10 protein-coding genes, 2 tRNA genes and 2 rRNA genes are annotated in these 15,646 nt (G+C 35.6%); 11 read left to right on the top strand and 3 right to left on the bottom strand.

The window, feature by feature from the left end:
* Positions 1 to 38: 38 nt before the first annotated feature.
* Positions 39 to 752 carry a teichoic acid transporter gene (locus tag MHI13_RS04490; protein ID WP_237708230.1) on the top strand — a complete coding sequence of 238 codons (714 nt, stop codon included), beginning with the start codon at positions 39 to 41 and terminating at the stop codon, positions 750 to 752.
* Positions 753 to 869: 117 nt separating this feature from the next.
* Here the strand turns inward: MHI13_RS04490 and MHI13_RS04495 are convergent, their stop codons facing one another.
* Positions 870 to 1,847, bottom strand: a complete 978-nt coding sequence (locus MHI13_RS04495; protein ID WP_017175217.1) for a metal-dependent hydrolase — start codon at positions 1,845 to 1,847, stop codon at positions 870 to 872.
* A 135-nt stretch (positions 1,848 to 1,982) separates the two neighbouring features.
* Here MHI13_RS04495 and mutY point away from each other — a divergent pair, with 135 nt between their 5' ends.
* The 3 genes from mutY (at position 1,983) to MHI13_RS04510 (ending at position 5,555) form a co-directional block, all read left to right on the top strand.
* On the top strand, positions 1,983 to 3,029 hold the full coding sequence (gene mutY / locus MHI13_RS04500; protein ID WP_017175216.1) for an A/G-specific adenine glycosylase: 1,047 nt from the start codon (positions 1,983 to 1,985) through the stop codon (positions 3,027 to 3,029).
* Between the two features lie 92 nt (positions 3,030 to 3,121).
* On the top strand, positions 3,122 to 3,664 hold the full coding sequence (gene ntdP, locus MHI13_RS04505; RefSeq protein ID WP_017175215.1) for a nucleoside tri-diphosphate phosphatase: 543 nt from the start codon (positions 3,122 to 3,124) through the stop codon (positions 3,662 to 3,664).
* A 154-nt stretch (positions 3,665 to 3,818) separates the two neighbouring features.
* The gene (locus MHI13_RS04510) at positions 3,819 to 5,555 is read left to right on the top strand and encodes an ABC transporter ATP-binding protein (protein ID WP_017175214.1); all 1,737 of its coding nucleotides are present in this window, start codon (positions 3,819 to 3,821) and stop codon (positions 5,553 to 5,555) included.
* Positions 5,556 to 5,632: 77 nt separating this feature from the next.
* On the opposite strand, the gene MHI13_RS04515 is transcribed toward MHI13_RS04510, so the two are convergent.
* Both MHI13_RS04515 and MHI13_RS04520 read right to left on the bottom strand, forming a co-directional pair.
* Complete coding sequence (locus MHI13_RS04515) at positions 5,633 to 6,727, bottom strand: FUSC family protein (RefSeq protein ID WP_017175213.1); 1,095 nt, start codon at positions 6,725 to 6,727, stop codon at positions 5,633 to 5,635.
* A gap of 154 nt (positions 6,728 to 6,881) precedes the next feature.
* Entirely contained in the window at positions 6,882 to 8,171 is a 1,290-nt protein-coding gene (locus tag MHI13_RS04520; protein WP_017175212.1) for a glutamate-1-semialdehyde 2,1-aminomutase, read from the bottom strand.
* 80 nt (positions 8,172 to 8,251) lie between these two features.
* Here MHI13_RS04520 and MHI13_RS04525 point away from each other — a divergent pair, with 80 nt between their 5' ends.
* From MHI13_RS04525 to MHI13_RS04555, 7 genes are all read left to right on the top strand, one after another.
* Entirely contained in the window at positions 8,252 to 8,707 is a 456-nt protein-coding gene (locus MHI13_RS04525; protein ID WP_017175211.1) for a peroxiredoxin, read from the top strand.
* A 5-nt stretch (positions 8,708 to 8,712) separates the two neighbouring features.
* Positions 8,713 to 9,663, top strand: coding sequence for a phosphoglycerate dehydrogenase (locus MHI13_RS04530; RefSeq protein WP_017175210.1), 951 nt, complete (start codon positions 8,713 to 8,715; stop codon positions 9,661 to 9,663).
* Between the two features lie 95 nt (positions 9,664 to 9,758).
* Entirely contained in the window at positions 9,759 to 10,208 is a 450-nt protein-coding gene (perR, locus tag MHI13_RS04535; protein ID WP_017175209.1) for a peroxide-responsive transcriptional repressor PerR, read from the top strand.
* A gap of 527 nt (positions 10,209 to 10,735) precedes the next feature.
* Positions 10,736 to 12,286, top strand: a 16S ribosomal RNA gene (locus MHI13_RS04540).
* Positions 12,287 to 12,385: 99 nt separating this feature from the next.
* Positions 12,386 to 12,462: transfer RNA gene (locus tag MHI13_RS04545), tRNA-Ile, on the top strand.
* 17 nt (positions 12,463 to 12,479) lie between these two features.
* Positions 12,480 to 12,555: transfer RNA gene (locus tag MHI13_RS04550), tRNA-Ala, on the top strand.
* 145 nt (positions 12,556 to 12,700) lie between these two features.
* A 23S ribosomal RNA gene (locus MHI13_RS04555) occupies positions 12,701 to 15,622 on the top strand.
* Together the 16S and 23S rRNA genes with 2 tRNA genes alongside form the textbook arrangement of a ribosomal RNA operon.
* Positions 15,623 to 15,646 lie beyond the last annotated feature (24 nt).

Genomic DNA, 15,646 nt, shown 5'->3' on the forward strand with positions numbered 1-15,646 from the left:
TAATATTATATTTTAAACATTTTCCATCTCTTTTACATTTGGCTAAAGCAAAAGTAAAAGAGACTTGGAAATATGATGTGATTTTATTTTTAATACAATTAATTATCATTAGTATCATAATTGGAGTGATGTATTTATTTAATACAGAAGAAATTGAAAAGGCCCAATGGATATATCGAATGATTGCGTTCTATACTTTTGTAACCATTGCTTATATTATATATAAATCATTCAAATTATATAAGTATGATTATCTTATTGCTAAATCATTTCAACTCACACCTATTATTACGCCCATCCTTAATGCACTGATAGGGGCTATCATCATCTGTGTTTTATCATTGATTACATCAATCTTTAAGCCAGTAAACCTTGAAACATCGGTGATATCTTTTGTTTATTTTATACTAATGTCGATTATATTTATTGTTTTTATATCAATAACATTAAGTTTATTGACTTTAATAAGTAAAAAAGTATTTAAATTTTATGTGGTAGCAACAATTGTGTTATTCTTTTTAGTACCTATCATTTTTATACCTAACAATAAAGCAAATATGATTGATCAAATATTAAAAATTAATCCATTATATTATTTGATTGACGGATTATCATCTTCAATTGTTTTTGGAGCTGTAAATATGTACAATATTGTGTATCATATTTATTTTATTGCTTTTTTAGTATTAATTGGAGTTATCAATTTTATTTTAACTCGACTTGTTGCCCATAAGAAATATGAATATATTTAATATATGAGTGAATCGTTATAAATAACATATATTTTTTATAATTTTATAATAATAACCCCTAAATGACTGTCAATAAGTCATCTAGGGGTTGTTTAAATTATAGTTAAAGTTAATAGATTAATGAGAGTACAATTTTTTTTGAAGTTTTTCTTCTGTAAATACCCATCCAATATAGGAATGGTCAATTTTTTGATCTTGAGTAAGATGTGCAATTGCTGCAAAAGAATAATGTCCTTTATTTAGATAACGTAAATCTATCAATCTTATCTCAGTTGTTTGATCATCAAGTTTACGTATTTGCCAACGATAGATAGAAGAGAATTTTAAAAACGTTCTTATTTCAGGATTACTTTTTATTTGCCATAAAAGTGTATCAGATGAGAATTGTTGACGTTTTACTTTATCACTAAACGTTATATTACGACCATAAGCTCTACCTACATAATCATAGCTTTCAGTTTGAATAGCTACACGCCATTCCATAAATTTCATAGTAGGTGCAACAAAAATTTTCACAGGATGATGTTCATCATGAATGAGTTTCAACGCTTGAGATTTGATTATTGATTGCATTTTAAATCTAACGATATAATAAATAATTAAAACGCCAATAATTGGAAAGAACACTAGATATGGATGAATGCCTAATAACCATAGCGTGATTCCAATACATAATATTAAAAAAATAATTGGATCGAATGTATTGATTACACCGAGTTGTATCCACTTATTTGATATAGGTCTAAGTGCTTGTGTACCATATGAATTAAAGATATCTACAAAAACATGTAAAAAGACCGCTAACTGAGCCCACATCCATATATGAGTCACATCTACATGTGGAAAGATAACGTATATTATAAAAGCAAGTAATATTGGCCATAAAATCGTAAAGGGTATGGAATGTGTAATACCACGATGATGTGAAATATAAGTTGCATTATTTTTTAATTTTAAAACCGTATCGCCATCAGGTATTAAAGAACCCGCAATTAAAGTTGTTGCAGTAGCTGTCATAGAATGTGACATTGCTGGGTCTTGTGTAGCTAAAGCAGTTAGTCCAATGCCGATAGCAATATGAGTGGCTGTATCCATAAAAGTTCACTCTTTTCATCTTGATTTAATATATATTATAATCTAAAAATTAGAATAACAAAATTAAGATACTTATCAAATATTAGAAAGTATTATAACTTATAAATTTTTTTATGTAAGAGAAAGGATAATTTAATGTTAAATGAAACGACATTTAAAAATAATATTGTGACATGGTTTGAGAAAAATCAACGAGAAATGCCTTGGAGAGAAACAACTAATCCATATTATATATGGCTAAGTGAAGTTATGCTTCAACAAACACAAGTTAAAACGGTCATTGATTATTACAATAAATTTATTCATCGATTTCCTACAGTTAAAGCGTTAAGTGAAGCAGAAGAAGATGAAGTATTAAAGTATTGGGAAGGTCTTGGATATTATAGCCGTGCCCGCAATTTTCATACAGCAATTAAAGAAGTACATCATAATTATAATGGTGAAGTGCCATCATCCCCTAAAGTTTTTGGTGAATTAAAGGGAGTAGGTCCATATACTCAAGCAGCTGTAATGAGTATTGCTTTTAATCGCCCTTTAGCTACTGTAGATGGAAATGTGTTTAGAGTATGGACTCGACTTAATAATGACTATCGTGATATCAAATTACAATCTACTAGAAAATCATTTGAAAAAGAGCTTCAACCTTTTGTACAAGAAGAAGCGGGTACGTTTAATCAATCAATGATGGAATTAGGTGCAACAATATGTACACCTAAGAATCCGTTATGCCTATTTTGTCCAGTGCAGGAAAATTGTGAAGCATTTCGAAAAGGAACTACGTTAGAGTTACCTATCAAGACTAAAAAGCAAGCTAAGAAAATAATTAATCAGGAGGTTTTTTTAGTCAGAAATCAGAAAGGTCAATATCTGATTGAAAAACGTCAAGAAAAGCTACTTAATGGTATGTGGCAATTTCCGATGTTTGAAAGTCCTAATGGGATTCAAAAACTAGAATATAAGTTAAACCAGTCATTAACTTTAGCTGAGAACGCAATATTTCAATTAAAGCATCAATTTACACATAAAACTTGGAATTTAAATGTTTATAGTGTGATTGAAGATATAAATATTGACTCAGCACAATTACCAGACTTTATGGAATGGTTTGATTTAGAAAATCGAGACGATTATTCTTTCCCAGTATCAATGAGTAAAATATATGAGTTTATTGTTGGTAAATAGAAAAACATATTATCTCTCTATATCTCTTTAAAGAAGTTTAAAAAAATATGGTATAATTCGAATTGTAAAAACTTTAAAAGGTGGTGTGGAGTATGGTTAAAGAATCCATACCTAAAGAAGGCGAAAATATAAAAATCCAAAGCTATAAACATGATGGAAATATTCATAGAGTATGGTCTGAAACAACGATTTTAAAAGGAACAGATCACGTCATCATTGGTGGGAATGATCATACCTTAGTAACTGAAAGTGATGGACGTACATGGATTACTAGAGAGCCTGCAATCGTGTACTTTCATTCTGAGTATTGGTTTAATGTAATTTGCATGTTTAGAGAAGATGGTATTTACTATTACTGTAATTTATCTTCGCCTTTTGTATGTGATGAAGAAGCTTTAAAATATATTGATTATGATTTAGATATTAAAGTTTATCCAAATGGTAAATATCATTTATTAGATGAGGATGAATATGAACAACATATGAAACAAATGAATTATCCTCATGAAATAGACGTAATACTCAGAAGAAATGTAGACATTTTACAACAATGGATAGAACAGAAAAAAGGTCCTTTCGCTCCTGACTTTATAAAAGTTTGGAAACAAAGATATAAAAAAATTCGTAATTACTAAGCATAATTGAGGCAAATAGTAATTAATTAGTTTATAGTACTTGAGTAATAAATAAGAGGTTGAAACTACTTGCCTATTCTTAAATAAATGAGTTTATGAATAGAGGGTTCAACCTCTATTCATTTTTTGATAATAAAATTAAGGAGGAGTCAGTGTGATTCGACGATATTTAGAATTTGTTAAACCATATAAATATCGTATTTTCGCAACGATTATTATTGGAATTATAAAATTTGGTATTCCAATGTTAATTCCATTATTAATTAAATATGCGATTGATGGTGTCATTAATAATGGTACATTAACTACCAATGAAAAATTCCATCATCTTGCTATAGCGATAGGTATTACTCTATTTATATTTTTAATTGTGCGCCCGCCAATTGAATACCTTCGACAATATTTAGCACAATGGACGAGTAATAAAATTTTATATGATATTCGTAAGCAATTGTATGACCATTTACAAGCTTTAAGTGCTCGATTTTATGCAAATAATCAAGTGGGACAAGTTATATCGAGAGTAATTAATGACGTAGAACAAACGAAAGACTTTATTTTAACTGGGTTAATGAATATTTGGTTAGACTGTGTAACGATTATTATTGCGCTTTCTATTATGTTCTTCTTAGATATTAAATTAACACTTGCAGCAATTATTATTTTTCCTTTTTATATCTTTACAGTATATTTTTTCTTTGGACGTTTAAGAAAATTAACACGTAAACGTTCACAAGCATTAGCGGAAGTACAAGGATTTTTACATGAACGTGTTCAAGGTATGTCTGTAATAAAAAGCTTTGCAATTGAAGATAATGAAGCGAAAAACTTTGATAAAAAAAATAAAAACTTTTTAAGTAGAGCGTTTCAACATACTTCATGGAATGCCTATTCATTTGCAGCTATTAATACAGTCACAGATTTAGGTCCTATCATTGTTATTGGAGTAGGGTCATATTTAGCAATCACTGGTTCAATTACAGTAGGTACCTTAGCAGCTTTTGTAGGATATTTAGAACAATTATTCGGACCATTAAGACGTTTAGTTTCTTCATTCACAACTTTAACGCAAAGTTTCGCCTCTATGGATCGTATTTTTCAATTAATGGATGAAGACTATGACATTAAAAATAAAAAAGGTGCACAACCTATTGAAATAAAAGAAGGACATATTGAATTAAAAAATGTAAGCTTTAAATATAATGAAGATGAATCTTTAGTTTTAAAAAATATAAATTTAAATATAAACAAAGGTGAAACAGTAGCATTCGTCGGTATGAGCGGGGGAGGTAAATCTACGCTTATTAATCTTATTCCACGTTTTTATGATGTAAGTGAAGGTGAAATTTTGATCGATAGTCATAATATTAAAGATTATTTAACAGGAAGCTTGAGAAATCAAATTGGACTTGTTCAACAAGACAATATTTTATTTTCTGATACTGTAAGAGAGAATATTTTATTAGGACGTCCTGATGCTACTGAAGAAGAAATAATCGAAGCAGCTAAAATGGCAAATGCGCACGACTTTATTATGAATTTACCGAATGGCTATGATACTGAAGTTGGAGAACGTGGCGTAAAATTATCTGGTGGCCAAAAGCAACGTTTATCTATTGCGCGTATTTTCTTAAATAATCCACCTATATTAATTTTAGATGAAGCGACAAGTGCACTTGATTTAGAAAGTGAAGCAATTATTCAAGACGCATTAGATGTTTTAAGTAAAGATAGAACTACACTTATTGTAGCTCATAGATTATCAACAATCACACACGCAGATAAAATTATTGTTATGCAGCATGGCCAAATCGTTGAAACGGGTACACATAAAGAGCTGATTGCTAAAAAAGGTGAATATGAACATTTGTATAGCATTCAAGATTTATAACTAAATAATGAATACTAAAAAAGACAAACTCAACTTTGATAGTTAAGTTTGTCTTTTTTAGTATTGATATTTAATTTTTATAAATCAAAGTCTTCATCTTGAATTTCAATATCCGTGTCATTACGATGATACGTAAAGAAACTTAATCTTAGTCTATCTAAATGCTCTAAATAATATCGATATTCTTCAATAGCTGCGATAATTTGCATGATATTCGAATATGAATATTCTACTTGATATGGATTTTGAATTAATTGATATTGAAAAGCATCCATAAGATTTTTCTTTTGAGGATTTAAAATTTGATTATCAAAATCATCTACATTATAACGCGCCTTTTTTGATAAACTTTTTAAAATTTGTTCATGATACGCTGTTAATGAATCTAACTCTAATTTAATTTGAAATAATAAATTATGATTCGTATTATGCAAATCATTTTGATATCTAGCCATACGATTTAATACTTCGTAAGCTTGTCGAGTTGTTCCAACGACCTCTTTAAATAATATCTTTTTACGATTTTGTTGGAAAGCAGCTTTTCTTGTAAACGTACGTTCTTCGTGATAATAGTTATAGATTTGTTCTAATTTTATGATGCGAGATTCTAACTGTTCACCATCTTCTTTTATCTGATGATATTCAGAAGTATCATTAATCACAAGTTTAAACCATATAAATATGTCGGAAGAAATATTAACCGCATTATGATAAATTTTAGTTTCGAATTTTGGAGGTAAGAATACTAGGTTTACAAGTGAAGCACTTAAAACTCCAATCATTACTAAAATAAATCTAAATGTAGCTGCAAGATAAAACGATCCTGTATGTTGCCCCATAATGATTAACGCAGTGACACCTGCTAATGTTGCTACATGCGCCAAGTTTAATTTGTATAAAATGGCGATTAATAGAATGACTGTGATACCCATAATCACAATGTTTTTACCAAAAATGGTTACCATAATCACTGCTAATATAGCACCGATTAAATTACCTGTAGCTTGTTCAGATATCGTTTTCATTGAACGATATATATTAGGTTGCATTGCAAAAATAGCACTTATTCCTGCTACAGATTTCAAACCAACATTATCAGGTAAAAAAGAAGCGATAAAAAGGGCGAGAATGATAGCAATTCCAGTTTTAAGTATACGTGCGCCTAATTTCAAATACAACGCTCCTTTAAATAACAAGTTTATAGTTTAATGTATTTTTAAATTAGTATACACTCAACAAATAAAACTATACAAGTATACGCATATATAAAAACCCAAGAATGTATATTTACGATATGACATTCTTAGGTCCGTTAAATTTTAAATATTATTTCATTTGACTGAAGGCATAGTCAGCCGCTTCTAATGTTCGATCAATATCTTCTTCAGTGTGTTCAGTAGTTAAGAACCATGCTTCAAATTTAGAAGGTGCTAAATTAATACCTTGGTTAAGCATAAGTTTAAAGAATTTTGCAAATGCCTCACCATCAGAATTTTCTACTTGTTCGTAGTGTGTTACTTTTTCATCTGTAAAATAGAGTGTTAGCGATCCATAAATACGATTAATTGTTGCAGTAATATGATGTTTTTCGATAAGTTTATTTAAACCATCTTCTAAACGTTTACCCAAATTATCTAATTTCTCATATACACCATCTTGCTCTAAAACTTCAAGTAATGCAATACCTGCTCTCATTGAAAGTGGGTTACCTGCCATTGTTCCTGCTTGGTATGCTGGGCCTAATGGAGCAACATGTTCCATGATATCTTGACGGCCACCGTAGCCACCGATTGGTAATCCACCACCAACAATTTTACCAAATGCTGTTAAATCTGGATAAACATTTAATAAATCTTGTGCAGCGCCATAATGGAAGCGGAAAGCAGTGATGACTTCATCGTAAATCACTAAAGCCCCATGTTCATGAGTGATGTTGTTAACTTCTTCTAAAAAGCCTGGTTGAGGTTTTACCATACCAAAATTACCTACAATAGGTTCTACTAATACAGCTGCTACTTCATCTCCCCAATGTGACATGGCTTCTTTATAAGATTCAATGTCATTGAAAGGTACAGTAATGACTTCTCTAGCGACACTTTCAGGTACACCAGCTGAATCTGGAGAACCTAATTGAGAAGGTCCGCTTCCTGCAGCAACTAATACTAAATCAGAATGGCCATGATAAGACCCCGCAAATTTAATAATCTTATTTCTTTTAGTATAAGCTCTAGCAACTCGAATTGTAGTCATTACTGCTTCTGTTCCAGAATTAACAAAACGAATTTTTTCTAATGAAGGAATAGCTGCTCGTAATTTTTTACTAAAATCAATTTCAAGTTCAGTCGGTGTACCATATAACACACCTTTAGCCGCTTGATCTTGGATAGCTTCAGTAATATGAGGATGAGCATGACCAGTGATTATAGGACCATATGCTTGTAAATAATCAATGTACTTATTTCCATCGACATCGTAAAGATAAGCGCCATGACCTTCACGCATAACTACGGGAGCACCTCCGCCAACAGCTTTATAAGAGCGTGAAGGAGAATTAACTCCACCTAAAATATATTCATTTGATAACTTTTGAAGACGTTCACTTTCAGTGAAATTCATAGAGTATCAACCTTTCTTATTTAATAATATTCATTACTATCGTAACATAATAATTATAATATGAAGAAATGAGTGATACGATGTTAAAAATAGGAGATCTTTTTCCAAAATTTGAATTAGAGAATCAAAATGGTGAATTAATTACTAATGAAAAAATTATGGGAGAAAAAACAATATTATATTTCTACCCACGAGATAACACACCAACGTGTACAACAGAAGCATGTGACTTTAGAGATAATATACAATACTTTAATGATATGAAAGTTAAAGTTTATGGTATTAGCGGGGATTCTAGAAAAAAACACGAAAACTTTATTAATAAGCATCATTTGAATTTTGATTTGTTAGTTGATGATGAATTTAAGTTATCGAAGGCAGTAGGAATATATCGTTTGAAGAAAAGTTTTGGAAAAGAAAATATGGGAATAGTGAGAACAACGTTTGTAATAGATGAAGCGGGATATATTACAAATATCATTGAAAAAGTAAAAGTTAAAACACAAATAGATGAATTAAAACAAATGCTGGAGTGAGATAAATGAAAATCGTAAGCTTGAAACGTTTAGGTAATATAGAAAATGAATTAATAGAAAAGTATCCTGATATTTCATTTTTGTTTTATGATAAAGCAGATAATATTCCAGATAATGAAAAAAAAGAACTCGAGGTATTGATAGGGTATGACGGGGAGATTAATGAAAGATTTATAAAGTCTTGCCCGAATTTAAAGTGGATTGCATGGTATGCAACAGGCGTAAACAATCTACCATTAGAGTATATTAAGAATAAAGGAATTATTTTAACCAATACTAGAGGAATACAATCAAAGCAACTTTCAGAATATATACTAACTTTTATATTAGATGATCATAAAAAAATGAAAACATCATTTATTAATCAACAAAAGCATATTTATGATAGTACTTTGACAGGTAAACGTTTAAAGGATGAAACAATTTTATTTTTAGGTACTGGAGCTATTGCTCAAGATACTGTAAAGTTATTGACACCTTTCGAATTGAAAATAATAGGTGTAAGTAAAACAGGAAAACAAAAAGAAGGATTTAATCAAACATATGAGATAAATGAATTAGACGAACTATTAGGAGAAGCGGATATAATAATTAATACGTTACCAGAAACCAAAGAAACATATCATTTATTAAACAAACATCACTTCCAATTAATGAAGGAAGATACCTTATTTATTAATGTAGGAAGAGGAACTATAGTAGAAGAAGACGATTTAATTGAAATACTTAAAGAAAAATTAATACGTCATGCTTACTTGGATGTATTCGAAAATGAACCACTAGAATCAGAACATCCACTTTATGATTTAGATAACGTGACAATTACTGCACATATAACTGGTAATGATAAAGAAAATAAAAAGGAAGCAACGAAAATATTTGAAAGAAATCTATCTCATTTTCTCAATAAAGAAGAAATAAGTGAGAACGTAGTAGACTTAAAAGATGGCTATTAATATAAAACTTATGGAATAATTGACAATGCCGTATGAAAGTAGTTATATTATTAATAAGATAATAATAATTATAAAGTAGAAAGATGGTGAAAATGATGAGTGCAGAAATAGAATCAATTGAACATGAGCTTGAACAAGCTATAATAGCATTAAGAAAGTCAGGCGTTCGTATCACGCCTCAAAGACAAGCTATTGTTAGATTTTTAATTAGCTCACATACACATCCTACAGCGGATGAAATTTATCAAGCACTTTCACCTGATTTTCCTAATATAAGTGTTGCGACAATTTACAACAATTTAAGAGTATTTAAGAAGATAGGTATTGTAAAAGAATTGACTTATGGAGATGCATCAAGTAGGTTCGACTTTAATACTCATAATCATTATCATGTTATTTGTGAACGATGCGGTAAAATAGTAGATTTCCACTATCCTCAATTAGATGAAATTGAACAATTAGCTCAACACGTTACAAACTTTGACGTAACACATCATCGAATGGAAATTTATGGATTGTGTGAAGAATGTAAAAATAAAGAATAAAGTTAGGCAATGACTTTAATGTCATTGCTTTTTTTGTTTATAAGTAATCAAAGAATTTAAAAGATAAATATTAAATAAAAAATACCATAGAGTTTTAGTATAAAAAATACTCATTAAAGATAATGAATACATTTAGTGTGAAATATTAAACGATTTTATATTATAAAATTCATTGACGTTCAATAATAAACTTGCTATTATATAAAAGTCGTCAAAAACAAAAGATATTGTTTGAAAACGCAAAGTAAATTAGTTTAAAACAATGTTAAGAAAGTGTAATTTTGACTATTGATTATAAAAACAATTTATTATAAGATATTATTTGTTGAAATATTAATTAACTTCAAGAAAAGAAAAATTAAAAAAGTTCTTGACAAAAATAATTAGTATTTGATACAATTAATAAATGTAATTGTTAAAACGAACATTGAAAACTGAATGACAATATGTCAACGTTAATTCCAATAAAGTAACTTAAATGTTACAAACACTATTTAGTATTATGAGCTAATCAAACATCATAAATTTTTATGGAGAGTTTGATCCTGGCTCAGGATGAACGCTGGCGGCGTGCCTAATACATGCAAGTCGAGCGAACAGACGAGGAGCTTGCTCCTTTGACGTTAGCGGCGGACGGGTGAGTAACACGTAGGTAACCTACCTATAAGACTGGGATAACTTCGGGAAACCGGAGCTAATACCGGATAATATTTCGAACCGCATGGTTCGATAGTGAAAGATGGCTTTGCTATCACTTATAGATGGACCTGCGCCGTATTAGCTAGTTGGTAAGGTAACGGCTTACCAAGGCAACGATACGTAGCCGACCTGAGAGGGTGATCGGCCACACTGGAACTGAGACACGGTCCAGACTCCTACGGGAGGCAGCAGTAGGGAATCTTCCGCAATGGGCGAAAGCCTGACGGAGCAACGCCGCGTGAGTGATGAAGGTCTTCGGATCGTAAAACTCTGTTATTAGGGAAGAACAAACGTGTAAGTAACTGTGCACGTCTTGACGGTACCTAATCAGAAAGCCACGGCTAACTACGTGCCAGCAGCCGCGGTAATACGTAGGTGGCAAGCGTTATCCGGAATTATTGGGCGTAAAGCGCGCGTAGGCGGTTTTTTAAGTCTGATGTGAAAGCCCACGGCTCAACCGTGGAGGGTCATTGGAAACTGGAAAACTTGAGTGCAGAAGAGGAAAGTGGAATTCCATGTGTAGCGGTGAAATGCGCAGAGATATGGAGGAACACCAGTGGCGAAGGCGACTTTCTGGTCTGTAACTGACGCTGATGTGCGAAAGCGTGGGGATCAAACAGGATTAGATACCCTGGTAGTCCACGCCGTAAACGATGAGTGCTAAGTGTTAGGGGGTTTCCGCCCCTTAGTGCTGCAGCTAACGCATTAAGCACTCCGCCTGGGGAGTACGACCGCAAGGTTGAAACTCAAAGGAATTGACGGGGACCCGCACAAGCGGTGGAGCATGTGGTTTAATTCGAAGCAACGCGAAGAACCTTACCAAATCTTGACATCCTTTGACCCTTCTAGAGATAGAAGTTTCCCCTTCGGGGGACAAAGTGACAGGTGGTGCATGGTTGTCGTCAGCTCGTGTCGTGAGATGTTGGGTTAAGTCCCGCAACGAGCGCAACCCTTAAGCTTAGTTGCCATCATTAAGTTGGGCACTCTAAGTTGACTGCCGGTGACAAACCGGAGGAAGGTGGGGATGACGTCAAATCATCATGCCCCTTATGATTTGGGCTACACACGTGCTACAATGGACAATACAAAGGGCAGCGAAACCGCGAGGTCAAGCAAATCCCATAAAGTTGTTCTCAGTTCGGATTGTAGTCTGCAACTCGACTACATGAAGCTGGAATCGCTAGTAATCGTAGATCAGCATGCTACGGTGAATACGTTCCCGGGTCTTGTACACACCGCCCGTCACACCACGAGAGTTTGTAACACCCGAAGCCGGTGGAGTAACCATTTGGAGCTAGCCGTCGAAGGTGGGACAAATGATTGGGGTGAAGTCGTAACAAGGTAGCCGTATCGGAAGGTGCGGCTGGATCACCTCCTTTCTAAGGATATATTCGGAACATCTCGTAGAGATGATATGGAATAACGTGACATATTGTATTCAGTTTTGAATGTTTATTTTAAACATTTAAATATTTAATGGGCCTGTAGCTCAGCTGGTTAGAGCGCACGCCTGATAAGCGTGAGGTCGGTGGTTCGAGTCCACTCAGGCCCACCATTAAGTATTAATAATTTGGGGGCTTAGCTCAGCTGGGAGAGCGCCTGCTTTGCACGCAGGAGGTCAGCGGTTCGATCCCGCTAGTCTCCACCATTAAATTTGTACATTGAAAACTAGATAAGTAAGTAAATAGATTTTACCAAGCAAAACCGAGTGAATAGAGTTTTAAAAAAGCTTGAATTCATAAAAAATAATCGCTAGTGTTCGAAAGAACACTCACAGATTAATAACTATATTAGATTAAGTTATTAAGGGCGCACGGTGGATGCCTTGGCACTAGAAGCCGATGAAGGACGTTACTAACGACGATATGCTTTGGGTAGCTGTAAGTAAGCGTTGATCCAGAGATTTCCGAATGGGGGAACCCAGCACAAGTTATGTTGTGTTATCGACAAGTGAATTCATAGCTTGTCAGAAGGCAGACCCGGAGAACTGAAACATCTTAGTACCCGGAGGAAGAGAAAGAAAATTCGATTCCCTGAGTAGCGGCGAGCGAAACGGGAAGAGCCCAAACCAATAAGCTTGCTTATTGGGGTTGTAGGACACTCTATACGGAGTTACAAAGGAATATATTAAACGAATCATCTGGAAAGTTGAATCAAAGAAGGTAATAATCCTGTAGTTGAAAATATATTCTCTCTTGAGTGGATCCTGAGTACGACGGAGCACGTGAAATTCCGTCGGAATCTGGGAGGACCATCTCCTAAGGCTAAATACTCTCTAGTGACCGATAGTGAACCAGTACCGTGAGGGAAAGGTGAAAAGTACCCCGGAAGGGGAGTGAAAGAGAACTTGAAACCGTGTGCTTACAAGTAGTCAGAGCCCGTTAATGGGTGATGGCGTGCCTTTTGTAGAATGAACCGGCGAGTTACGATCTGATGCAAGGTTAAGCAGAAAATGTGGAGCCGTAGCGAAAGCGAGTCTGAATAGGGCGTATAGTATTTGGTCGTAGACCCGAAACCAGGTGATCTACCCATGGTCAGGTTGAAGTTCAGGTAACACTGAATGGAGGACCGAACCGACTTACGTTGAAAAGTGAGCGGATGAACTGTGGGTAGCGGAGAAATTCCAATCGAACTTGGAGATAGCTGGTTCTCTCCGAAATAGCTTTAGGGCTAGCCTCAAGTGATGATTATTGGAGGTAGAGCACTGTTTGGACGAGGGGCCCCTCTCGGGTTACCGAATTCAGACAAACTCCGAATGCCAATTAATTTAACTTGGGAGTCAGAACATGGGTGATAAGGTCCGTGTTCGAAAGGGAAACAGCCCAGACCACCAGCTAAGGTCCCAAAATATATGTTAAGTGGAAAAGGATGTGGCGTTGCCCAGACAACTAGGATGTTGGCTTAGAAGCAGCCATCATTTAAAGAGTGCGTAATAGCTCACTAGTCGAGTGACACTGCGCCGAAAATGTACCGGGGCTAAACATATTACCGAAGCTGTGGATTGTCCTTTGGACAATGGTAGGAGAGCGTTCTAAGGGCGTTGAAGCATGATCGCAAGGACATGTGGAGCGCTTAGAAGTGAGAATGCCGGTGTGAGTAGCGAAAGACGGGTGAGAATCCCGTCCACCGATTGACTAAGGTTTCCAGAGGAAGGCTCGTCCGCTCTGGGTTAGTCGGGTCCTAAGCTGAGGCCGACAGGCGTAGGCGATGGATAACAGGTTGATATTCCTGTACCACCTATAATCGTTTTAATCGATGGGGGGACGCAGTAGGATAGGCGAAGCGTACGATTGGATTGTACGTCTAAGCAGTGAGATTGAGTGTTAGGCAAATCCGGCACTCTTAAGATTGAGCTGTGATGGGGAGAGGAAATTGTTTCCTCGAGTCGTTGATTTCACACTGCCGAGAAAAGCCTCTAGATAGAGATTAGGTGCCCGTACCGCAAACCGACACAGGTAGTCAAGATGAGAATTCTAAGGTGAGCGAGCGAACTCTCGTTAAGGAACTCGGCAAAATGACCCCGTAACTTCGGGAGAAGGGGTGCTCTTTAGGGTGCAAGCCCAGAAGAGCCGCAGTGAATAGGCCCAAGCGACTGTTTATCAAAAACACAGGTCTCTGCTAAACCGTAAGGTGATGTATAGGGGCTGACGCCTGCCCGGTGCTGGAAGGTTAAGAGGAGTGGTTAGCTTCTGCGAAGCTACGAATCGAAGCCCCAGTAAACGGCGGCCGTAACTATAACGGTCCTAAGGTAGCGAAATTCCTTGTCGGGTAAGTTCCGACCCGCACGAAAGGCGTAACGATTTGGGCACTGTCTCAACGAGAGACTCGGTGAAATCATAGTACCTGTGAAGATGCAGGTTACCCGCGACAGGACGGAAAGACCCCGTGGAGCTTTACTGTAGCCTGATATTGAAATTCGGCACAGCTTGTACAGGATAGGTAGGAGCCTTTGAAACGTGAGCGCTAGCTTACGTGGAGGCGTTGGTGGGATACTACCCTAGCTGTGTTGGCTTTCTAACCCGCACCACTTATCGTGGTGGGAGACAGTGTCAGGCGGGCAGTTTGACTGGGGCGGTCGCCTCCTAAAAGGTAACGGAGGCGCTCAAAGGTTCCCTCAGAATGGTTGGAAATCATTCATAGAGTGTAAAGGCATAAGGGAGCTTGACTGCGAGACCTACAAGTCGAGCAGGGTCGAAAGACGGACTTAGTGATCCGGTGGTTCCGCATGGAAGGGCCATCGCTCAACGGATAAAAGCTACCCCGGGGATAACAGGCTTATCTCCCCCAAGAGTTCACATCGACGGGGAGGTTTGGCACCTCGATGTCGGCTCATCGCATCCTGGGGCTGTAGTCGGTCCCAAGGGTTGGGCTGTTCGCCCATTAAAGCGGTACGCGAGCTGGGTTCAGAACGTCGTGAGACAGTTCGGTCCCTATCCGTCGTGGGCGTAGGAAATTTGAGAGGAGCTGTCCTTAGTACGAGAGGACCGGGATGGACATACCTCTGGTGTACCAGTTGTCGTGCCAACGGCATAGCTGGGTAGCTATGTATGGACGGGATAAGTGCTGAAAGCATCTAAGCATGAAGCCCCCCTCAAGATGAGATTTCCCAACTTCGGTTATAAGATCCCTCAGAGATGATGAGGTTAATAGGTTCGAGGTGGAAGCGTGGTGACACGTGGAGCTGACGAATACTAATCGATCGAAGACTTAATCAATTTTTTCAAGTTTTGCGACGCAAA

The sequence above is a fragment of the Staphylococcus sp. FSL K6-0223 genome, from assembly GCF_038008285.1.